Here is a 19,676-nt window from a genome sequence, read left to right as displayed (position 1 = left end):
GCCGGTCGTGAGACTGGGTCAGATGTCCGTCCGGTGGGTGAAGGAACCCGCGACGATCGTTGCGGTGACGGGGAGTTGGGCCACGTCGTCGGGCGCCACCCGGGTCGGGTCGTCGGCGAAGACCGTGAGATCGGCATGGTGGCCGACGGCAATGCGTCCGGCCTGGGCCTCCTCGCCCGCGGCGTACGCGGCTTCGGTGGTGTAGCCGGCGAGGGCCTGGGCGGCGGTGATGCCGGGCGAGGAACCGTACGGGGCGCGGTCGGACTCGCCTGCCGGGCGGCGCAGTTGGGCGCCTGCCAAGGTACGGCGCGGATCGAACGCGGCCACCGGCCAGTCGGATCCGAGCGCGACGCGGCCGCCGGCGCGCAGGATGTCGCCGTACCGCCAGGCGAGCGCCGCGCGTTCGGGGCCGACCCGCTTCGACCAGTTGTCGGACTGGTCGGGCAACGACCAGTCCATGTGCGTGGGTTGCATCGACGCGACGACGTCCAGGGCGGCGAAGCGGGTGACCTCCGGGTCCTGGAGGACTTCGGCGTGTTCGATGCGGTGGCGGGTGCCGCGTGGTGCCGGGGTGTGGGCGTACGTGTCGAGCGCGTGCGCGACGGCCTGGTCCCCGATGGCGTGGGTCCACGCGGGGAGTCCGTTGGCGGCGGCGATGGCGACCGCGTCCGCGTAGCGGGCGATGTCCTTCCACTGCGAGCGGTGCGACTCGCCGCAGCAGTCGGGTTCTTGGAGCCACGCGCCGCCGCCGTCGATGGCGCCGTCCGCGAAGAACTTGACCGCGGCGAGGCGGAGCAGGCCCTCCGGGGCGATCGCCTTGCGGAGGTCGCTGATGCGCTGCGCGAGGTTGTCGACCTCGCCGGGCGGGCACCAGGGAGCCCACCGTACGCGCATCGCCAACTCGCCGGATGCGGCAAGGGCGGTGAGCGTGGCGGCGGTTCCGGGGCCGTCGTCGAGGACGTGTACCCCGGTGACGCCGAGCTTGGCCTGCGCCGCGAAGAGCGCGGTGACGCGTGCGGCCAACTCGGCGCCGTCCATGGGCGGTACGGCGGCGTAGCCGAGCGAGGTGGCGGCCTGCTCGTGCAGTTCGCCGGTGGGACCGCGCTCGTCGCAGACGACCTCGGCTCGGTCGGCGAACTCCCGTGGGCCGGTGATCCCGGCGCGGCGCAGGCCTTCGGTGCTCATGAGCGCCGAGTGGGCGTCCGACATCCAGATGAACGCCGGTCGCCCGCCCACCGCTTCGTCGATCAGATCGCGGTGCAGCGTGCGGACCGCGAACGCCCCGTACTCGCCGCCGTATCCGACGACCCAGCCGTCGGGGCCGACGAGCGCGGCGTGGTCGGCGAGACGGGTCCGCAGTTCGTCGAGGGTGATCGCACCGACCAGGTCCGCGCCGCGCGCCATCTCCGAGCCCAGGACCGGGTGTTGGTGGCAGTCGGTCAGGCCGGGGGTGACCACGTGGCCGGATGCGTCTACGACTTCGGTGCGGGAGCCGACGTGCGGCCGTACGTCGGCGTCGGAGCCCACCGCCACGACGCGCCCGTCGCGGACCGCCAATGCTGTCGCGACGGGGTTGGCGGGGTCTTGGGTGAGGACGCGGGCGCCGACGATGACGAGGTCGGCGGCTCGGGAGGGAGCGGGTGAGGTCGAGGCCGGGGAGGTGGCCGAAGTGCGGGTCATGCGGTGCTTCCGGTCGTAGGAGCGGGGGAGTTCGATGCGGCGGCGTCGCGTGCGTCGTCGTTCGGTGTGGCGGGGTTGTCGAGTGCGTCGTGGGCGGGGGCGTGCGGCGCGACTGCCTCCTGGGTCAGGGCCGCCGCTTCCAGCGCGCGCTGGGGGCGGGCGGCCACCAGGTAGACCAGCCCCGTCCCGAGCACCAGGGCGATGCCGATCACCGCCGCCCAGACCTGGTACGCCGGGGCGTCCGGCGGCGCGAGGAGCTTGCGCGGCCAGGTGATGTTCACGAATTCGAAGGCCAGCCACAGCACCGCGCCGATGTTGATCACGAGGCCGACGCGGCCGAGGCGGATGCCGGACGGCACCCAGGTCCCGCGTACCCGGGCCACCAGCGCGGCGAACGCGATGGCCAGGAACGTCAGGTAGAGGGCCGAGCTGCCGAAGGTGACGATGCTGCCGATCGCCGACGCCTCCAGACCGAGCAGCAGCGCACAGCAGCTGATCACCAGGTCGACGGCGAGCGCGCCGAGCGGCACCTGCCGCTTGTTGATGCGGCGCAGCGTCTTCGACGCCGGGAGCACACCGTCGCGGGCCATCGAGAACATCGCCCGCGCGCCGCCGCCCTGCGACGCGAGAGCGCACGCGACGAAGGCGACGATGACCACGACGATGAACGGCTTGGACGACCAGTCGCCGAACGCCGCCACGACGGCCGTCGTCACCGGGTCGAGGTCCTCGCCCAGCATGATCCTGGCCGGATCCGGGTGCGCGAGGTCGACGGCGACCGCGTTGAGGATCACGATCAGCCCGACGCTGATGAACGCCCACCACAACGCGCGGGGCACCTGCTTCGCCGCGCCGACGGTCTCCTCGGCCATCGCCACGCAGGCGTCGAAGCCGACGAACGCCCAGCCCGCGACGGCGAGTGCGGCCAGGAAGGCCATCGGCTTCGAGCCGTCCGACAGCGCCTCGGCGCCGAACGTGTCGGTCAGGATCGAGAAGCCGTGCTCGCGGAAGAGCAGCAGCAGGCCGAAGCCGACAAGCACCGAGGCCACCGCCTCGGCCGCGATCCCCAGATCGACGACGCGCTTGAGCACGTCGATGCCGTACGCGTTGATCAGCGCGCACAGCACCAGGAACAGCGCGGCCACCGCGACGACTCTGCCCGGTGTCGGGGTCCAGCCGAAGAGGGCGAAGAACCACGGCGACGCGAGGTAGGCGATGGTCGTGTGGGCGAAGATCAGCGCGCACACGGTGATCCAGCCGACGATCCAGGCGTACTTGGGGCCGATCAGGCGCCGCGTCCACTGGTAGGCGCCGCCCGAGATGGGGAAGTCGGCGGCCAGTTCGGCGTACACGCAGACCACGAGCGCCTGGAGCAGGAACACGACCGGCAGCGCCCACACCCACGCGGGGCCGGCGACCACGACGCCGAGCTGCACCACGGCGTAGAGGCCCACCACCGGGGACACCGTCGCGAAGCCCATCGCGATGTTGCCGAACACGCTCAGGCTGCGCTTGAGCTCCTGCTTGTAGCCGAGGCTCTCGAGGTGCGCGGCGTCGGCGTCGTACGCGCCGGGGGCGCCGGGCGCGCGGTCCGCCGGACCGGACGCCGGGCCGGGCAGGGGTGCCGGGCGGCGGGGAGGCTGCTGCGTCATGGGCCCTCATCAGGGGGAGGTCGACCGGCCGGGCCGTGAACGACAGTGGTCGCGTCGTCGTCCGGTCGAAAAACTTACGTTGTTAGTTTTGGAGACTGTAGGCGAGCGACCCGGTCTCCGGGAAGACCCCAATTCCGGGATACGCTCGCAACGCCGGGTGACCGGCCGGATGCCCGCCGCCGGGTGCCGGCCCGCGAATTTCGGCGCAAGGACCGGCTGGATCCGCGCACGGGTGCGGTCGGGGAGCGAATCGGGGTGCATGGGATGGGCCGGCCGACGAACCCGCTGCTGAGCCGGGACGCCATCGCGGCGACCGCGCTCGACATCTCGGCCGAGGAGGGGCCCGATGCGCTGACGATGCGGGCCATCGCGGCCCGGATGGGCGTGCGCGGCCCGTCGCTCTACAACCACGTCAGTTCCAAGGACGACCTGCTCGACGCGATGACCGCACTCATCAGCAAGGAGCTCGACAGCTCGGCGCTGGCGACGGCGGACTGGCGGGCCGGCATCACGGCGTACGCCCGCAGCTACCGCCGCGTCTTCCTGCGGCACCACGGCATCCTGCCGATCGTCGCCCGGCGGCCCGTGCAGACCGCGGAGGCCCTGGGCGGGTACGACGCCATCTCGGCCGCCCTGCTGCGGCACGGGCTCCCGCCCGCCGAGGCCGCCGAGACGGCGGCCGCGATCGACTACCTCGTGCTCGGGTCCGTCCTGGAGACCTACACGGCCGGGTTCATCCGGGCGCCGCGGGACTACCGGCCGGAGTATCCCGCTCTCGCCGAGACCCTGGAGGCGGCGGACGCGGTCCCCGCGGCGGGGCCCGCACCGGCCGGCCTGGCCGGTTTGGACGAACGCGGCTTCGAACGCGGCCTGGCCCTGCTCCTGGACGGGCTGGGCGTCCGCCTGGACCGGCTTCGCTAAGCGGCCGCGGGGAACTGGGGCACACGTCCGTGCTGCCCGGGACGCACTCTCGCGGCATTGCGGAACCTCGCGAGTACGAGACCGAGTACGAGCTTCGGTCCCGCGCCTTGCGCCAGTCGCAGGGTCAAGCGGACTCGGGGACCTGGGGTGCGCTTCCGCGTTGCCCACCGCCGGGCCACTACCGGGCCGGGACGGCGCCGCTGCCGTGCCGCCACTGTGTCGCCGTCGAGCCGCCACGGCCGTGCCTGCACGGCCGTGCCGCAGCTCGCCCCCGCCACCGAACCCCGCCCCCGCCACCTCCCGCCGCTGCGCTTCAGCTCCCGCGCTCCCGCGCTCCCGCGCTCCCGCGCTCCCGCGCTCCCGCTGTTCGGGGGTGTTGGCCGGACACTCGGGCGGAACCCTTTGACAGCCGGTTTAGAACGCTGTTCAATCCCGTATTGAACGCCGTACAAACCGGAGGCTCCGTGCGACCCACCCCCACCGAGCGCGACCGGCTGCTGATCTTCACCGCCGCCGAGTTGGCCCGGGCGCGCCGTGCCCGCGGCGAACGATCCACGCGCAAAACGTCGAGGGTTGCGCGGGCGGTCACATGCCGAACGTGATGCGCACGGTCGGCGCCGCCAACGTCATCACCTCGTCCGACGCCCAGGGCATGGACACCCCCGTCGTCACCACCCGTAAGGAACAACCGACATGACCATCACCCCGGCCGCCGACGGCTTCTCGATGCCCGCCGAATGGGTCGAACACGAGCAGACCTGGATGGCTTGGCCCACGTCCAACGAGACCTTCGGCGACGGCGAGGCCGGGGAGGACGGCGACGGCGACCTGCACGCCGCGCGCGTCGCGTGGGGCCGGGTCGCCGACACCATCGCCCGGTACGAGCCGGTCACCATGGTGGCCAACATGGGTGAGTCGCAGACCGTCGCCCGCTACGTCGAGCGCCCGCTCACCGTCGTCGAACGCCCGCTCGACGACGCCTGGATGCGCGACATCGGCCCCACCTTCCTGACCGACGGCCAGGGCGGACTGGCGGCCGCCGACTGGGTGTTCAACGGCTGGGGTGCCCAGGAGTGGGCCTCCTGGGACCGCGACCAGGACATCGCCGAGCACGTGATCGAACTGTCCGGGGCCAAGCGGTACGCCTCCCGCATGGTCAACGAGGGCGGCGGCATCCACGTCGACGGCGAGGGCACCGTCATGATCACCGAGACCGTGCAGCTCGACAAGGGCCGCAACCCCGGCTGGACCAAGGAGCAGGTCGAAGAGGAACTGCGCGCGTACCTCGGCATCGAGAAGGTCATCTGGCTGCCGCGCGGCCTCACCCGCGACTACGAGCGCTACGGGACGCGCGGCCACATCGACATCGTGGCGTCGTTCGCCCGCCCCGGCGTCGTTCTGTGCCACACGCAGCCCGACCCCGCGCACCCCGACCACGAGGTCGGCAAGGACAATGCCGCGCTGCTGCGCACTGCGACCGACGCGCGCGGCCGCCGCCTGGAGGTCGTCGAGATCCCGGCGCCGACCGTCCTCACCGAGGGGGACCACGGCTGGGTCGACTACAGCTACATCAACCACTACGTCGCCAACGGCGCCGTGGTGCTGTGCGGCTTCGACGACCCCCGCGACGAGGAGAACGCCGGGACGTTCGCGAAGCTCTTCCCCGGCCGCACGATCGAACTGGTGGACGCCCGCGAGATCTTCGCCAACGGCGGCGGCATCCACTGCATCACGCAACAGCAGCCGCGCGTCTGACCCCGCGTACGGCGGCGCGGCCCCGTGGAGGAAGTGGGGCCGCGCCGGACGAGACTGGTCTCGTACGCGACGGCCGGGCCCGATCCGTGCGTGCCGTGGCGGGACCGGACGAGCCGGATGAGCCAGACGAGCCGGACGACCCGGATGAGCCGGACGAGAGCGAACGAGACGCAACCGGAGGGGAGCGACCATGCCGGCGACCGGCCGCCGCAAGCGCCTCGAACAGCCGCGCGAGGTCGTCCTCGAGGCGGCACTCGCGGCGATCGCCGAGGGTGGCCTCGACGCGATGACCATGGCCGCGCTCGGCAAGCGCCTCGGCATCAGCGGCGGCCACATCCTCTACTACTTCGGGTCCAAGGACCGCCTCCTCGTCGAGACCCTGCGCTGGAGCGAGGAGCGCCTCGGCGAGCGCCGCCGCGAACTCCTCGCCCGCCGGGTGCCCGCCGCCGAACGCCTGGCCGACTACATCGGCATCTACCTCCCCGTGGGCCGTGCCGACCCGCGCTGGACGATCTGGGTGGCGGTGTACGGGCGCTCGCTCGGCGATCCCGAAGTCCTGCACGCCGGACACGACATCGAGCGCGTCTGGGCGGCCGAACTGTCGGAGTTGCTCATGGCAGGCGCGGCCACGGGGGAATGGGAGCCGATGGACGCCGCCGCGCGCGCCGCCTTCACGGTGTGCCTGCACGGCATGCTCGACGGCTTCGCGCTGCAAATCGTGATCGGTGCTCCTGGCGTCGAGCGCGAGGAGCGGGTCGCGCACGCGTTGGCGTACGCCCGTTCCGAACTCGGCCTGCAGACCTGACAATTACGGTCGATATCAGGGAAATACCGGAGGAAACATATCAATTACGCCTCTGTGTCCCGCCTTGCGCCACACTAATCGGCGCATGTGGTGCACGGGGCGCATAGCGCGCGCCGTACCGAGCATGCTCTGAGACAGGGACAGAACGTCGTTCGGGGTGATGCACCATCAGTCGGCTGATCAGCGCCGGGTCCGGGAAGGGCCGGTCGCGCACCGCACCGGAGTGGTGGCGCGACCCGAAACGGCGTACCGGCGTGATCGCGCTCGCCGTCGTGCTCCTGATCCTCGCCGCGCTGATCGACCGCGGGAGCTGCTCCAACGGCAACGGCGCCGCGCCGGCGGGGGCCTCCGTCCCGGCGGACGGCTCCTCGTCCGCCGCACCCGGCACCGGGCCGCCCGGGGCCGCGGGGCCGCAGGACCCGGGCCAGGCCCCGGCGCCGTCCGCGAAGACCGGGGCCAGGACCACGCCTCCGGCCGCCGCGCCCGCGCCGACCCCGACTCCGGCGCCGCCCGCGACGTCGTCGGGCGGCGTGCCCCAGGTCGTCGGACTCGACCTCCAGAAGGCGCGGGACGCGGTCTGGTACTCGGGCTACCACTTCATCAAGTCCCACGACGCGCTCGGCCGCGGGCGCATGCAGATCCTGCTGAGCAACTGGCAGGTGTGCGACCAGAATCCGGGCCCCGGCAAGATCGACAAGGACACCACCGTGCGGCTCGGCGTGGTCCGCAAGGACGAGGACTGCCCCTCCGTCCCGCTGCCCACCGCGAAGCCCTCCGCGCCCGAGGGCATCATGCCGAACGTCGTCGGCCGCAGCGTCAACGTCGTACGCGAGGCTCTGCGCGACGAGGTCAAGGTCGACGCCGACGACCTCAAGAGCGGTCGGGCGATCATCGTCGAGAACCACTGGCAGGTCTGCACCCAGGACCCGGCCCCGGGCGCGGCGTTGCCCGAGGACAAAATCAGGCTCGGCGCGGTGAAATTCGGCGAGAAGTGCCCCTGACCCAATAGCGCCCCACTCCTGATCCGGCCCTGACTCAGCCGTGCGCCGACCCTGATCCGGCCCTGACTCAGCCGTGCGCCGACCCTGATCCGGCCCTGATCTGGCTCTGATCCAGTTGTGCGCGCCGACCGCGACCCGACCCCGACCCGACCGCGACCCGGCCGCGGGTCGGCCATGATCGGCTCACTCTGGCGTCCGGCGTCCCGGCGCGCGACGATGGCGACCGACGAGCACCGGAGCGACGCCCTGACGCCCGACATGACCGCACGACCACCGCACGACGGAGTACGCGCATGGCCCAAGACGGAGGCACCACACCGCGCCTGACCGTGCATCAGCTTCGCCGCCTGGTCGCGGTCGCGGAGCACGGCTCGATCTCGGCCGCCGCCGCGGCGCTGTTCCTCGCCCAGCCCGCACTGTCCAAGTCGCTGCTGGAGCTCGAACGCAGCGTCGGTATGCGCCTGCTGGCGCGTACCAACCGGGGGACCGTGCTGTCGCCGGACGGGGAGCGGGCGGTCCGGCTGGCCCGCGCGATCCTGGCGGACGTCCGCGCGTTGGAGGGGCTGGCGCAGGCGGATCCGCCGGAGGTGTCGGGTGCGGCAGAGCCCCAACCGCTGCGCATCGCCGCGACGCCGACGCTGGCCAACGACCTCGGCACGCATCTGATCCCGACGTTCGCGACGCGCCATCCGCACCTGCGGCTCCGGCTGATCCGCTCGGCCTCGCGCGAGGCACTGTTCGACGCGCTGCGCCGCGGGGAGGCCGACGCCGGCGTTGCCGCGCTGCCTGCCCCTGACGATCTGATCGCCGATCAGTTCGCGGTACGCGAGGTCGTGTTGGTCTCACCCGCCGGCCTGGATCTGCCCGACACGCTGTCCGAGCGGCACCTGGACGGGCTCCCGCTCGTACTCCCGCCACCGGGGTCAGGACGTCGCGACGACATCGACCGCGGGTTCCGGCGGATGGGGTTCAAGCCGGTCGTGGCGATGGAGGCCGAGGAGCGGTCGGCGTGGGTGGCGTGCGTACTCGCGGGGCTCGGCTCGGTGTTCCTGTACCGCGACCTCGTGGAGCACCTGGGCTACGAGGGCACGGACGTACGCGCGTTCGACCCCCCGGTGCGCGGCGCCGTGGGGCTGATCCGCCGCCGGCGGCAGCCCGGTGACCCGGCACACCCGGGTGACCCGGGCGGCCCCGGTTGCCCCGGTGATCCCGGAGTACCGGGCGACGGTGTGGCCGCATTCCTGGCGCACGCCCGCGCGAACGGCCTGCGCCCGACCCGCGACGCCTGACCCGCGACCCTCACCCCCCGCGACGCCTGTCCGCGGCCCGGCCGCGGCCACCTGACCGCCGCGTCCGCGCACACGTACCGGGCGGCGCCGCTCACGCCTCCGGCACCACGCGGTCCACGATCCCGTCGACGAGCGCGTCCAGCGAGTCGGCCGCGATGGCGTCCGGAGTCGTCAGGTGCTCCACGATCAGGCCGAGCATCGCGAAGTACAGGACGCTGACCGTCGTCCGGTCGCCGGGCAGGCCGCTGTCGAGGTGGAAGCGGATGGCCTCCTCGTACTCGGGGCGCAGCATCGCGCTCAGCGCCGCGCGCATCTCGGGCCTGCGGGTCGCCTCCAGGCGGAGTTCGAGGAGGGCGATGTACCCGGTGCGGTCGGCGCCGACCCGGGCCATCAGTTCGTGCATGAACCGGACGACGATCGCCTTCGAGGGCGGCGCCTCCAGCGTCCGCGAGACGGCGTCCGGATCCGGCCCGAGCCGCGCGTAGATGCGCGGGGCGATCTGGTTGAGCAGGTCGTCGCGCTTGCCGAAGTAGTTCGACGCCGTCCCGGTCGGGACGCCCGCCTGTACGTCGACCGCACGAAAGGTGAGTCCGCGGGCGCCCTCGCGCGCCAGCACCTCGATCGCGGCGTCCAGCAGTGCCGCGCGTCGTTCCGGGTTCTGAGCCATCGGTCGCTTCTCCCTCTCGGGTGTTCCTGATCTTCCGGCGCGCATCCCCTTGCCAACCACTACACATGAAGTACTATAAGCGTCGTGGTCAATCGGCCGCAGCGTAGTTCCCGAGGAGACACATGCGAAAGCTCACGTACTACATCAGCCAGTCGATCGACGGCTTCATCGCCGCGCCGGACGGCGGGTTCGAGCACTTGATGCCCTTCGTGGACGTGCACAAGTGGATCGTCGCCGAATACCCGGAGACCCTGCCGGCCTTCATCCACGAGGCCATGGGCGTCGACGGCCCGCCCCGGGTCTTCGACACCGTGATCATGGGCCGCGCGACCTACGAGCCGGGGGTCGAGGCCGGGCACGTCAGCCCGTACCCGCACCTGCGGCAGTACGTCGTGACCAGCACCATCACCGAGAGCCTGTCCCCGGACGTCACCCTGGTCGCGGGCGACCCGCTGGAGACCGTCCGCGCGCTCAAGGCGGAGGACGGCGACATGGGCATCTGGCTGGCCGGCGGCGCGACCCTCGCGGGCGCGCTCTTCGACGAGATCGACGAACTGGTCCTCAAGACCTACCCGATCATCTCGCGTTCCGGGATCCCGCTCTTTTACGGCGACTTCGAACCGCGTCGGTTCACCCCGAAGGAGACCCTGCGCTTCGACGACGGAGGATCCGTGACGCGCTACGTCCGGACGTGACGCCCGGGAACCGTACGCCCCCTCGCCGCGTCGAACCGCCGCGTGCCGAAAGGCCGACGGCCGCACGACGACGGCGAAGGGGGCGTACGGATGCACGCGCAGCAGGACGGGTCCGACCAGGAAGCCGCGTCCGCGCCCGCAACGCGAGTTCGTCTCGGCCTCCGCCGCCGTCGGTATCTGGCGTCTGCCGCGGCGGCGTCGGTCCTCGCGCTGCTGGGAACCGCGCTCGCGTTCGCGGCATTCGACGACGGCCGAGCCAGCGGCGAATCCACCAGCGGGCCCACCATGCCGAGCCCGGACCCCCGCCGGGGCCCGGCCCTTGATCCCGTCTTCGACCCCGCCGTGGGCCCGATCGGGCCTCGCGTCGAACTCGACTGCCCCATAACGCTCACGGGCGATCCCGTCCCGGCGCCGCTCGACCCGCGCGCAACCGCGGGGAACGCCCACACTCTCGCGACCGGCGCGGTAGCGGCCCGGCTCTGCGAACCCCCGGAGCCGTTCCGGACGGGCGGTCCGCCCGTCGCGACCCGGGTCGGCCCCATGCCGACCACCCTCTACCACGACGTCGACCGCGTCGTCCGGAAGGTGAACAGCTACGCCGAGGCGGACCGGTACAGCCTGCCTCCACATACGTTCTGCCCGCTGGACGCCCGCGCGTGGCTCACGCTCGAACTGCTCTACCCCGGCGGCATACGCGTCTCCGTCCCGATGAACCTCGGCGGCTGCGGCGAAGCCCGCTTCTCGGACACAACCCGGCAGGGCGCGCGGGGCTTCGACACCCACATGACCGCGCTCCTGGAGGAGCAGCGCATGGCCGATCCGCCCACGCCCGCGCCGGCCGCACCCGTGTGCGAGGAGTCCCGCCCGGCCGGGCGCGTGCCGTTGCGCCGCGAGTCGCTGGGACTCCACCGCGACGTCGTCCCTTACGCCGCCGCGCATCTCGTGGCGTGCCGGTACTCCGCCGGTCCCGACGGCGACTGGACCCTGCGCGGCACCGACGATCTCGGGCCGCAGCGGGAGGAGATCCGGGCACTGGTCAACGCCGCGGTCCCCGAGCAGGACATACAACCGTGGCCCGACTCGGTTCCCTGCGACTACCCGAGAGAGGGTTTCACGCTGCTCGGATTCGCCGACGCGGCCGGCGCCCGGTACGAAGTCCTGGTCGTGGGAGGGCCGTGCGCGCACATGTACCTCGAGCTGCGCTCCGCGACGTACGGCGGCGAGCAGGGGGCACCGGTGCCGGCGGACCTGCTGCGCCGGCTCGGCCTCTGAGGGGCGGAGGTCCTGACGCTTGCGCCGCGGAGGACCGAAGGCCTCGGTGGCGGCATCGGACCGGGCCGGGCGGGCCGGACCCCCGCCCGGCCCACCTCTTTGCCCCGTACTCCACCGCCCTGTCGCATCGCTGTCCGAAATGTGAACGGATCCGTCCGCGAGCTGGGTGTCCCCGATCGCCGGAGGTAGATTTGCGGAGGGGTCCCGGCCTTTTGGGCGAGTTGTACGACGGGTGCCCCTCCACGACGGGCGCCACAGGTGTGCCGAGCTGTTGCGAGCAAGGAGTTGTCCCGATGTCCCTGCTGACCGTGTGGCCCGAGGCCGATGCCACGGCTCCACTGCTGCGTACCGCGGAACCCGCCGCGATCGCCGACGCGCTCGCCCCGATCGGGGTGCGCTACGAGCGGTGGACCGCGGACCAGGAGCTGGCGCCCGGGGCCTCGCAGGACCAGGTGATCGACGCGTACCGCACCGAGGTCGACCGCATCAGCGCCGCCGAGGGCTACATCCTCGTCGACGTGATCCGGCTCCAGCCGTCGGACGACCCCGAGTGGCCGGCCAAGGCCGCCGCGGCCCGCCAGAAGTTCCTGTCCGAGCACACCCACGCCGACGACGAGGTCCGCTTCTTCGTCGAGGGCGCCGGCATCTTCTACCTGCACGTCGACGGCCGGGTGTTCGCGGTCCTGTGCGAGGCGGGCGACCTGCTGTCCGTCCCCAAGGGCATCACGCACTGGTTCGACATGGGCGCGGAGCCCTCCGTCGCGGCAATCCGCTTCTTCCACGACGAGGACGGCTGGGTGGGCGACTTCACCGGCGACCCGATCTCGTCGCGCTTCCCCGACTTCGACGCCATCTGGGGTGGGTACACGGAGTCCGCCGCGTGAGCGACCGGCACCTTCCGCACCACGTTGTCGTCGACATCGAAGGCACCACCAGCGCCACCGGGTTCATCACCGAGCAGCTGTACCCCTACTCGCGCAAGCACTTCGCGCGCGTGCTGGACACCCGGGGCGACGACCCCGACGTCGCGCGTGCCGCAGCCGCGGTCCGCGAGCTGATCGGCGAACCGGACGCCGGGACCGAGCGCATCGTCGAGGCCCTCAACACGTGGCTGGACCGCGACGAGAAGGCCACCCCGCTCAAGACCCTCCAGGGCGTCATCTGGGCCGAGGGCTTCGAGTCCGGCGAACTGACCTCGCACTTCTACCCCGACGTGATCCCCGTCCTCCGCGCCTGGCACGCGGCCGGGCACACGCTGTACGTCTACTCCTCCGGCTCGGTGTCCGCCCAACTCGCGTGGTTCGGCCACTCCGCCGAGGGCTCGCTGCTGCCGTTGTTCTCCGGACACTTCGACACGGAGAACGCGGGGCCGAAGAAGGTCGCCCCGTCGTACCAGGCCATCGCCGCCGCGGTCGGCGAACCGGAGGCCGGGCGCTTCGTGTTCCTCTCCGACCTCGTCGACGAACTCGACGCCGCCCGCGAGGCCGGCTGGCGGACCGTCGGCGTACGCCGTCCCGGAGAGCCGTACTACGACCGGGGCGTCGACGGTCACCTGGAGACGGACTCGTTCGCCCGCGTCGACCTGAGCGGCGAACAGCCCGCCGTACGCTGACCCGACCGCACCTGCACCCCAACGCACCCGCACCGCCCGTCGGCGCCGCACGGCGACGGCGGGCGTTGTGCTGTCCGACGCGCCCGCGCTCGTGCCCGCCATCGACCCCGAGACGCCCAACTGCCGGGTAGGGCCCGGCACCTGCGGCGCGGCGGTGGTATCGGGAGTACTACCAGGGGCCGTTCGTACTCTTCCCTGAGTACGAGTAGGGGCTCTCCCGGAGGAGTAGCCGGGGTCGGATATCGACCTTGAGGGATGACGATTCGACGACTTTTCCACGGCAGACTTCTCGTGTGGAAGCGACCGGGGCGGCGGTGGGGCGGGGCACGTGGCTCGCGTCACACGCGCGGATGTCACATCCGCGACGTCGATTCAGTCATATGTGCAGGAGCGGCGATCGGAGGCGGGCAGAACCGCCGAGGGACCCGCACCCGGAAGGTTCCACCACAAGCGTGAAGAGTTGGTTGCTGCATAAGTAGAGTCGCGCACGGCGCCTCTACATATGTAGTGAACCGGGGAGGGGATACCGATGGATCGCAACGCTGTCGCCGCGTTCGTCCGCTTCGTCATCTGTGGCGGCGGTGTCGGTCTCCTCTCCAGCGCCGCGCTGATGCTCCTCACCGGCTCGATGTCGATCGCCGTCGCCAACGCGATCGTGACCGTCGTGTCGACCCTGCTCTGCAACGAACTGCACAGCCGGATCACCTTCCGCAAGGGCGCCGCGAGCATCCGCGTGCACGTGGAGTCCACCGGGACGGCGGTCATCGCCTACCTGTTCACCACCACCGCGATGGTGGTCCTGGACGCGGTCGCACCGCATGCCGGGGCGCTCACCCAGCAGGCCGTCTACCTGTCCGCCTCCGGCCTCGCCGGGCTCGGCCGCTTCGTGGTCCTGCGCCTGGTGGTCTTCGCCCGCAAGACGGACAAGACGGCGGTCGCCGACAAGGCAGCCGTCGCCGGCACGGTGGCGGTGGCGAGGAAGGCGGCTGTGGCAGTGGCCAACACGGCACGCCCGGCGAGCGCGGCGGTGGCGGGCAAGGTGGCCTCGGTGGGCAGCTTTGCCGCCGTGGGCAGCCTGGCCGTGGCGAACGCGGCCCGTCCGGCGGGCAGGCTCGCGGCCGTCAAGAAGAACGGCAAACGTCTTCCGGTCGCAGTGGGGACCCTCATGTCGGGCGGCACCCATGCGACCCTGCCGGCCCGGGAGCAGTTGGTGGTGGCGGCCTGACCCGCACCGACGCTCCACGGGCCACAAGGAAGCCGGTGGCCACCCCTGGACCGCAGGGGTGGCCACCGGCTTCGTTGCGTCGAGGGGCGCGTCCGCGGCCGCGGAGGTGCCGGGGTGGCGGACTGACGCGACGTCAGAGGACCTGGCCGGTCAGCCAGTTGCCGTCTACGGACCAGGTGGTGCCGTCGGCCGCCGCGCCGCGTAGGCCGTTGAGGGTGCCTTGGCCGGCGTACGCGATGGTGCGCGGGTCGGCGAGGGAGGCGAAGCCGTAGGTGCGGTCCGGGGCCCATTCCGTGTCCCGCCGCAGCCGACGGCTCAGTTCCGCCCAACCCCGGCCGGCCGCGGCGACGACCCAGGCGTCGGGCGGGCCCGCGGCGAAGCGCCGGGCGGGCCGCAGCCAGGAGGCCGCCTGCTCGGGCCAGTCCACGACGGTGCGCACGGTCTTGCGGTCGAGGCCTTCCCAGGCGCGGATCAGCGCATCGGCGGCGTTCCGTGAGGCGGGGTCGCGGCTGTGCCCGACGGCGATGATCTCGATGCGGGCCTGAGGGCGTGTCAGCAACCGTAGGAGGGCGTCGAGTTCGGCGGGGGTGTGGGGCCGCGGGGCGGCGGGCTCGCCGTATGCGGACCATTCGGCGGCGGAGGTGAGAGGGGACGGGCGGTCCGGCGGTGTTCGGCCGACGGGAGGCCAGGCCGACCGGGCGGGGCGGTTCAAGCCGGTCATGACGGGGCCGGTCCTTCCGGGTGGCTCTTCCAGCGCGCGTACTCGTCCGGCAGGCAGACCGCGCACGGGCGGTATCCGGCGGCGCGGGCGGTCGCCGCGTCGGCGAAGAACACGCGCTGACGGACGTATCCGCCGCGGGCGATGGCCCGGAGCGCCGAGGGGCAGTCGAGCCGCCCGTACAGCCGCCCGCGCCGGTGCCCGCCGAGGGCACCGGGTTCCGCGCTGCGGTACGCGGCTCCGTCGGTGCCGACCAGCGTGTACGTGCGCGCGGGGGCTGCCCGTCCTATCGTCGGGTCGGGCGCAGTACGCGGGGCCGTCACAGCAGCGTGGGCTGGAGCGCGCCTTCGTGGACCAGCAGTTGGTGCTTGCGCTCCACGCCGCCCGCGTAGCCGCGCATCGACCCGTCCGTGCCGATGACGCGGTGGCACGGGCGCACGATCAGCAGCGGGTTCGCGCCGATCGCGGTGCCGAGGGCCTGGATCCGCTCGCGCGGCAGGCCGAGTTCGGCGGCGAGCGCGCCGTACGTCGTCGTGGTGCCGTACGGAATCGTGTCCAGCTTGCGCCACACGCGGTGCTGGAAGTCGGTGCCCCGCGGGGCGAACTCCAAGTCGAAGGAGATTGCTTCGCCTGCGAAGTAGGCACCGAACCGGTCGGCCGCGGCCGTGAAGGCGGCCGGGTCGTGCCGCCAGTCGCCGTGCGGCACCGGGGCGTTCTTGGCGCCGGGCGTCGACACCGATGTCAGCGCCACGCCGGCGGAGGCGCGTTCGCCGACCAGCAGCAGTTCGCCGACCGGGCTGGGGATCGTGGTGTAGACGGTCATGCCGCCACCTCTTCCTTGCACCTTCCGTGCAGTCACGTAGCTTCTGCTTCGTTCCCCCTGCCTACGATCATGCGCGCCCGGAAACGGAGATGCTGGCGGAAATCGGACGGCGCGTCGGACCCGACTGATCCGACGCGCCGGAATGCCGCGGTCGCTTCGGCCTCGCGACTGGCTACTGCCTACGTGCCGATGAGGGCGAGTGCCGCGGCGTGCAGGTCGGCGGGCACCTTGTGCGGCGATCCCGCGTCGAACGGCGGCTCCGGATCGTACTCGATGGCCAATTGCACGGTCTGGGCGGTGCGTTCGCCCGTCTCGCGAGCAACCAGGGCGATCGCCATGTCGATTCCCGACGAGACACCTGCGGCGGTGACGTACTTGCCGTCGAACACCACGCGCTCCGAGACCGGTTCGGCGCCGAAGCCCGCCAGCTGTTCCACCCAGCCCCAATGGGAGGTGGCCTTGCGTCCGGTCAGGAGTCCGGCGGCGGCGAGCAGGAACGAGCCGGAGCAGACGGAGGTCGTCCACTTCGTGTGCGCGTCGGCGGCCATCAGCCAGTCGAGCAGGGCGCGGTCGCCCAGCGCCGCGGTCGTCCCGGGCCCGCCGGGCACGACGACGATGTCCGGGGCTGGCAGGTCGGCGTACGACGTGGTGGCCACCAGGGTCGGCTTGCCCTGGTCGTCGGTGACCGGGCCCGTCCCCCCGGCCACGAACGAGACCTCGCAGCCGGGGGTCAACGCCAGGACGGTGTACGGCCCCACCGCGTCCAGCGCGGTGAACCCCGGGTAGAGCGGAATGGCGACGTGCACGGGCTTACCTCCGGAGGAAACGGCGGGGGAGCGGTTTCATGCTGCCCCGCACGCCTCATGGCGTCCACGCCGCAGACCGCACACATCGCGCCATCCGCTTCCCGGACCCGCACAACACCGCGGGCTAGAGGAGCAGTTCGTGGACCCCGCGCCATTCCATGTAGAGCAGGAACCGGATGTGGTTGTACGCGGCGTGCAGGTCTTCGCTCCTGTTGGGGGACAGCGCGATGAGCTTGCCCTTCGTGGCCATGAACGTCTTGCCGCTCATGCCCTCCAGGTCGATGAGCCCGAGGTTCTGCAGTTGGGTGAGCCCGTTGTCGGCCTTGAACATGTCGGCCGCGACGATGCGGTTCATCTCCTGGTTCTGCGGGTTCTTCGAGGGCGGCCCGCTGATCATCGGCGTCGGCGGCACGGCCTTGAGCGCCTTGACGACCGCGTCACGGCCGCCGGCCAGCACGTTGTTCCAATTGAGCCGGTATGTCGCCGACTTCTCCGTCTTCTCGCGGCCCAGGTCGGTCGTCACGGTCACCTCGGGCACGTTCAGCTTGTTCATCTGGCGGCGGCGTGCCTCGATCGTGGAGCGCATCGCCAGCAGGTGGAGCGCCAGGTGGCACACCTCGCCGAGCGGGCCGTTGTTGGGCTTGACGGTGAAGGTCTGATGCACGCTCTTGTCGGGACACCACTCCCAGCCGGGCGCCAGGTCGACCACCAGGCCGATGATCGGGTCCAGCGGGCACTCGTTCTTGGTGAGCGCCGGCACCACGACCGTCGAGATGTTGGTCCGGAACGCGGTCAGGCCCGCGGTCTTGAACACCGTCGCGGCGGCGAGGCTGTTGGTCCACTGTCCGTCGAGCTTGTAGTCGGCGGTCGTGCCGGGCGCGGCCGGATAGGCATAGCTGACGTGGTGCACCGCGCCGTGCAGGAATTCGCTGCCCGGGAGCTTTCCGGTCTCGCCCGGGGCGACGTTCCAGGTCCCGGTGGCAACCGGAAGTGGCAGAGCCATTTCGTTCCCCCTCCCCGGCGGGCAGCACCGCCCGCCCAGCCGAATGGTCCGGCACGGGCTGTTCCGGGGCAAGGGGTACACACCAGTAACCGTGGCGAACTTCCTTGCATGACAAGGTATTTCGAGATATCGACCCGTCAGGCGACCATTGACGGCGGCATTCGACCGGCATTTGTCATGTCCTGCCACCCGTGGCAGCGGCGTGGGTTCACCGGTTCACCGATCCGTCGGGACCGCGTCGCCGAAGCGCTCCAGGCGTATGCGGGCCGGGGGGACGCCGGCACGCGTGAGCATGCGGCCGACCGCCTCGGCGAAGCCGGTAGACCCGCAGACGTACACCTCGCGGTCCTCGGCGACGGCGCGGGCGGCGTACGGCGCCACCATCTCGGGGGTGAGCCGTCCCACCGGCAGCCCGGGAGGAGCCACCCGACTGTGCACGACGGTGACCTGATCACCCGTCAATTCCTCGCGGTAGGGCAGGTCTTCCGGCGTACGCACGCACGCCAGCAACTCCACGCCGACGTCCGCGGCGGCAGAACCCGGCACGGCCGCGCGGTGGTGGCGCAGCATGGCGACCAGCGGGACGAGCCCGGAGCCGCCACCGATCAGCAGCGCCGGGCGGTCGCCCGCCCAGGCGAAGAACCCGCCCAGGGGGCCCCGTACTTCGATGCGGTCGCCGACACGCGCCGCGCCGTGGAAGTAGCCCGACACCTCGCCGCCGTCCACCCGGTCGACGGTCAGCTCGATGTGCCCGGTATCTCCCGGCGCCGACGCGACCGAATAGTGGCGCTGCGCGGTGTACCCGTCGGCCGCGGTGAGCCGCACCATGTAGTGCTGGCCGGCGACGTGCGCGTTCCACACCGGCAACGCCAGCCGCACGGTGAGCATGCGCGGTGTCTCCGCCCGGAGTTCGACGATCTCGCCGTCCTGCCAGTCGACCTTGCCGCGCAGGCTTGGCGCGACCCGGCCCGGCGCCGCGAACTCGGGGATCTCCGGCAGCACCGACCCCGCCCCGGTCGCAGCCGGTGCGTCGGTCGGCACGTCGGACGGAGTGCCAGGCGCAGTGCCAGGTGGCGCGCCGATCGGAGTGTCTGTCGGTGTGTCAGTCGCCCGCATAGCGTTCCTCCGCCCACGGATCGCCCCGGTGGTGGTAGCCGTTCCGTTCCCAGAACCCGGGTTCGTCGCGGTCCACCAGCCGCAGTCCGGCGATCCACTTCGCGCTCTTCCAGAAGTACAGGTGCGGCACGAGCAGCCGGGCCGGACCGCCGTGCGCGGCGGTGAGCGGTTCGCCCTCGTAGTCGAACGCGATCCACGCCTTGCCGTCCACCAGATCGTCGAGCGCGAGATTGGTGGTGTATCCCGTGTGCGCATACGCCACCACATGCGTCGCCGCGGGCAGCGGCCCCACCGCGCGGAGGAAGTCGTCGACCGACACCCCGGTGAACCGGGTCGACAGCTTCGACCACGATGTGACGCAGTGGATGGGCCCCTCGTAGGTGCTCGCGGGCAGTGCGTGCGCGTCGTCCCATGTCCAGGCGCGCGGCGAGGCCACGAGCCCGTCGATGCGGAACGTCCAGTCCGCGGCGGCGAGTTCGGGGGTGACCTCGGCCGACAGCACCGGGAAGGAGTTGTGGGCGTCGTACTGGCCGGGAGGCAGGCGCGGGTCGCGGGCGTCGGCCGACGTACGCCCGACGAACCCGCGCGTCGCGGACGCGGGCGCCGCCTCGGAACGGGGTGTCGAAGGGGATGCCG

At 72.0% G+C, this 19,676-nt stretch carries 20 protein-coding genes; 10 read left to right on the top strand and 10 right to left on the bottom strand.

Going from position 1 to position 19,676, the window contains the following annotated elements:
• Window positions 1-18 precede the first annotated feature (18 nt).
• The gene (locus AB0C36_RS04650) at window positions 19-1,680 is read right to left on the bottom strand and encodes an amidohydrolase (protein ID WP_358349164.1); all 1,662 of its coding nucleotides are present in this window, start codon (window positions 1,678-1,680) and stop codon (window positions 19-21) included.
• Window positions 1,677-3,332: an APC family permease gene (locus AB0C36_RS04645; RefSeq protein WP_358349161.1), complete on the bottom strand. Its 1,656-nt coding sequence runs from the start codon at window positions 3,330-3,332 to the stop codon at window positions 1,677-1,679. Before AB0C36_RS04645 ends, AB0C36_RS04650 begins: the two co-directional genes overlap by 4 nt.
• 264 nt (window positions 3,333-3,596) lie before the next feature.
• Here AB0C36_RS04645 and AB0C36_RS04640 point away from each other — a divergent pair, with 264 nt between their 5' ends.
• The 5 genes from AB0C36_RS04640 to AB0C36_RS04620 all read left to right on the top strand — a co-directional run bounded on the left by AB0C36_RS04640 (window position 3,597) and on the right by AB0C36_RS04620 (window position 9,103).
• Entirely contained in the window at window positions 3,597-4,253 is a 657-nt protein-coding gene (locus AB0C36_RS04640; RefSeq protein ID WP_358349158.1) for a TetR/AcrR family transcriptional regulator, read from the top strand.
• Between the two features lie 693 nt (window positions 4,254-4,946).
• Window positions 4,947-6,008 (top strand): agmatine deiminase family protein, encoded by a 1,062-nt coding sequence (locus AB0C36_RS04635; RefSeq protein ID WP_358349156.1) that lies wholly within the window; start codon window positions 4,947-4,949, stop codon window positions 6,006-6,008.
• A gap of 190 nt (window positions 6,009-6,198) precedes the next feature.
• Entirely contained in the window at window positions 6,199-6,813 is a 615-nt protein-coding gene (locus AB0C36_RS04630; protein ID WP_358349153.1) for a TetR/AcrR family transcriptional regulator, read from the top strand.
• Between the two features lie 254 nt (window positions 6,814-7,067).
• Entirely contained in the window at window positions 7,068-7,814 is a 747-nt protein-coding gene (locus AB0C36_RS04625; protein WP_358349150.1) for a hypothetical protein, read from the top strand.
• Window positions 7,815-8,107: 293 nt separating this feature from the next.
• Window positions 8,108-9,103 carry a LysR family transcriptional regulator gene (locus tag AB0C36_RS04620; RefSeq protein WP_358349148.1) on the top strand — a complete coding sequence of 332 codons (996 nt, stop codon included), beginning with the start codon at window positions 8,108-8,110 and terminating at the stop codon, window positions 9,101-9,103.
• Between the two features lie 91 nt (window positions 9,104-9,194).
• Here AB0C36_RS04620 and AB0C36_RS04615 read toward each other — a convergent pair whose 3' ends face one another.
• Entirely contained in the window at window positions 9,195-9,770 is a 576-nt protein-coding gene (locus tag AB0C36_RS04615; protein ID WP_358349145.1) for a TetR/AcrR family transcriptional regulator, read from the bottom strand.
• Between the two features lie 122 nt (window positions 9,771-9,892).
• Between AB0C36_RS04615 and AB0C36_RS04610 the strand changes: the two genes are divergently transcribed.
• From AB0C36_RS04610 to AB0C36_RS04590, 5 genes are all read left to right on the top strand, one after another.
• On the top strand, window positions 9,893-10,465 hold the full coding sequence (locus AB0C36_RS04610) for a dihydrofolate reductase family protein (protein WP_358349142.1): 573 nt from the start codon (window positions 9,893-9,895) through the stop codon (window positions 10,463-10,465).
• A 90-nt stretch (window positions 10,466-10,555) separates the two neighbouring features.
• A complete protein-coding gene (locus tag AB0C36_RS04605) occupies window positions 10,556-11,737 on the top strand; it encodes a hypothetical protein (RefSeq protein WP_358349139.1) in 1,182 nt (393 codons plus the stop codon).
• Window positions 11,738-12,030: 293 nt separating this feature from the next.
• The gene (locus AB0C36_RS04600; RefSeq protein WP_358349136.1) at window positions 12,031-12,621 is read left to right on the top strand and encodes a 1,2-dihydroxy-3-keto-5-methylthiopentene dioxygenase; all 591 of its coding nucleotides are present in this window, start codon (window positions 12,031-12,033) and stop codon (window positions 12,619-12,621) included.
• Complete coding sequence (mtnC, locus tag AB0C36_RS04595; protein WP_358349134.1) at window positions 12,618-13,349, top strand: acireductone synthase; 732 nt, start codon at window positions 12,618-12,620, stop codon at window positions 13,347-13,349. The genes AB0C36_RS04600 and mtnC overlap by 4 nt, the downstream gene beginning before the upstream one ends.
• A 529-nt stretch (window positions 13,350-13,878) precedes the next feature.
• Window positions 13,879-14,574 (top strand): hypothetical protein, encoded by a 696-nt coding sequence (locus tag AB0C36_RS04590; RefSeq protein WP_358349131.1) that lies wholly within the window; start codon window positions 13,879-13,881, stop codon window positions 14,572-14,574.
• A gap of 133 nt (window positions 14,575-14,707) precedes the next feature.
• Here AB0C36_RS04590 and AB0C36_RS04585 read toward each other — a convergent pair whose 3' ends face one another.
• From AB0C36_RS04585 to AB0C36_RS04555, 7 genes are all read right to left on the bottom strand, one after another.
• The gene (locus tag AB0C36_RS04585; protein ID WP_358349128.1) at window positions 14,708-15,295 is read right to left on the bottom strand and encodes a hypothetical protein; all 588 of its coding nucleotides are present in this window, start codon (window positions 15,293-15,295) and stop codon (window positions 14,708-14,710) included.
• A complete protein-coding gene (locus tag AB0C36_RS04580) occupies window positions 15,292-15,615 on the bottom strand; it encodes an Ada metal-binding domain-containing protein (protein WP_358349125.1) in 324 nt (107 codons plus the stop codon). The genes AB0C36_RS04585 and AB0C36_RS04580 overlap by 4 nt, the downstream gene beginning before the upstream one ends.
• Window positions 15,612-16,115, bottom strand: a complete 504-nt coding sequence (locus tag AB0C36_RS04575; RefSeq protein ID WP_358349121.1) for a methylated-DNA--[protein]-cysteine S-methyltransferase — start codon at window positions 16,113-16,115, stop codon at window positions 15,612-15,614. Before AB0C36_RS04575 ends, AB0C36_RS04580 begins: the two co-directional genes overlap by 4 nt.
• 179 nt (window positions 16,116-16,294) lie before the next feature.
• Window positions 16,295-16,921 carry a DJ-1/PfpI family protein gene (locus AB0C36_RS04570; protein WP_358349119.1) on the bottom strand — a complete coding sequence of 209 codons (627 nt, stop codon included), beginning with the start codon at window positions 16,919-16,921 and terminating at the stop codon, window positions 16,295-16,297.
• Window positions 16,922-17,045: 124 nt separating this feature from the next.
• Window positions 17,046-17,924: a hypothetical protein gene (locus tag AB0C36_RS04565; RefSeq protein WP_358349116.1), complete on the bottom strand. Its 879-nt coding sequence runs from the start codon at window positions 17,922-17,924 to the stop codon at window positions 17,046-17,048.
• 216 nt (window positions 17,925-18,140) lie between these two features.
• Window positions 18,141-18,965 carry an FAD-binding oxidoreductase gene (locus tag AB0C36_RS04560; protein WP_358349113.1) on the bottom strand — a complete coding sequence of 275 codons (825 nt, stop codon included), beginning with the start codon at window positions 18,963-18,965 and terminating at the stop codon, window positions 18,141-18,143.
• Between the two features lie 61 nt (window positions 18,966-19,026).
• Window positions 19,027-19,581: a sulfite oxidase-like oxidoreductase gene (locus AB0C36_RS04555; protein WP_358349210.1), complete on the bottom strand. Its 555-nt coding sequence runs from the start codon at window positions 19,579-19,581 to the stop codon at window positions 19,027-19,029.
• Between the last annotated feature and the right edge of the window lie 95 nt (window positions 19,582-19,676).

This window comes from Streptodolium elevatio, from assembly GCF_040649515.1.
In the GTDB taxonomy this organism is placed as follows: Bacteria; Actinomycetota; Actinomycetes; order Streptomycetales; family Streptomycetaceae; genus Yinghuangia; species Yinghuangia elevatio.
Note: the sequence above shows the minus strand (reverse complement) of the source record. Positions and strands in the feature narration are given on the sequence as shown.

What these genes read in the sequence shown, in the direction of transcription:
- AB0C36_RS04650 (WP_358349164.1), bottom strand. Translation starts at nt 1,680, where the DNA reads ATGACCCGCACTTCGGCCACCTCCCCGGCCTCGACCTCACCCGCTCCC.
- AB0C36_RS04645 (WP_358349161.1), bottom strand. Translation starts at nt 3,332, where the DNA reads ATGACGCAGCAGCCTCCCCGCCGCCCGGCACCCCTGCCCGGCCCGGCG.
- AB0C36_RS04640 (WP_358349158.1), top strand. Translation starts at nt 3,597, where the DNA reads ATGGGCCGGCCGACGAACCCGCTGCTGAGCCGGGACGCCATCGCGGCG.
- AB0C36_RS04635 (WP_358349156.1), top strand. Translation starts at nt 4,947, where the DNA reads ATGACCATCACCCCGGCCGCCGACGGCTTCTCGATGCCCGCCGAATGG.
- AB0C36_RS04630 (WP_358349153.1), top strand. Translation starts at nt 6,199, where the DNA reads ATGCCGGCGACCGGCCGCCGCAAGCGCCTCGAACAGCCGCGCGAGGTC.
- AB0C36_RS04620 (WP_358349148.1), top strand. Translation starts at nt 8,108, where the DNA reads ATGGCCCAAGACGGAGGCACCACACCGCGCCTGACCGTGCATCAGCTT.
- AB0C36_RS04615 (WP_358349145.1), bottom strand. Translation starts at nt 9,770, where the DNA reads ATGGCTCAGAACCCGGAACGACGCGCGGCACTGCTGGACGCCGCGATC.
- AB0C36_RS04610 (WP_358349142.1), top strand. Translation starts at nt 9,893, where the DNA reads ATGCGAAAGCTCACGTACTACATCAGCCAGTCGATCGACGGCTTCATC.
- AB0C36_RS04605 (WP_358349139.1), top strand. Translation starts at nt 10,556, where the DNA reads ATGCACGCGCAGCAGGACGGGTCCGACCAGGAAGCCGCGTCCGCGCCC.
- AB0C36_RS04600 (WP_358349136.1), top strand. Translation starts at nt 12,031, where the DNA reads ATGTCCCTGCTGACCGTGTGGCCCGAGGCCGATGCCACGGCTCCACTG.
- AB0C36_RS04590 (WP_358349131.1), top strand. Translation starts at nt 13,879, where the DNA reads ATGGATCGCAACGCTGTCGCCGCGTTCGTCCGCTTCGTCATCTGTGGC.
- AB0C36_RS04585 (WP_358349128.1), bottom strand. Translation starts at nt 15,295, where the DNA reads ATGACCGGCTTGAACCGCCCCGCCCGGTCGGCCTGGCCTCCCGTCGGC.
- AB0C36_RS04575 (WP_358349121.1), bottom strand. Translation starts at nt 16,115, where the DNA reads ATGACCGTCTACACCACGATCCCCAGCCCGGTCGGCGAACTGCTGCTG.
- AB0C36_RS04565 (WP_358349116.1), bottom strand. Translation starts at nt 17,924, where the DNA reads ATGGCTCTGCCACTTCCGGTTGCCACCGGGACCTGGAACGTCGCCCCG.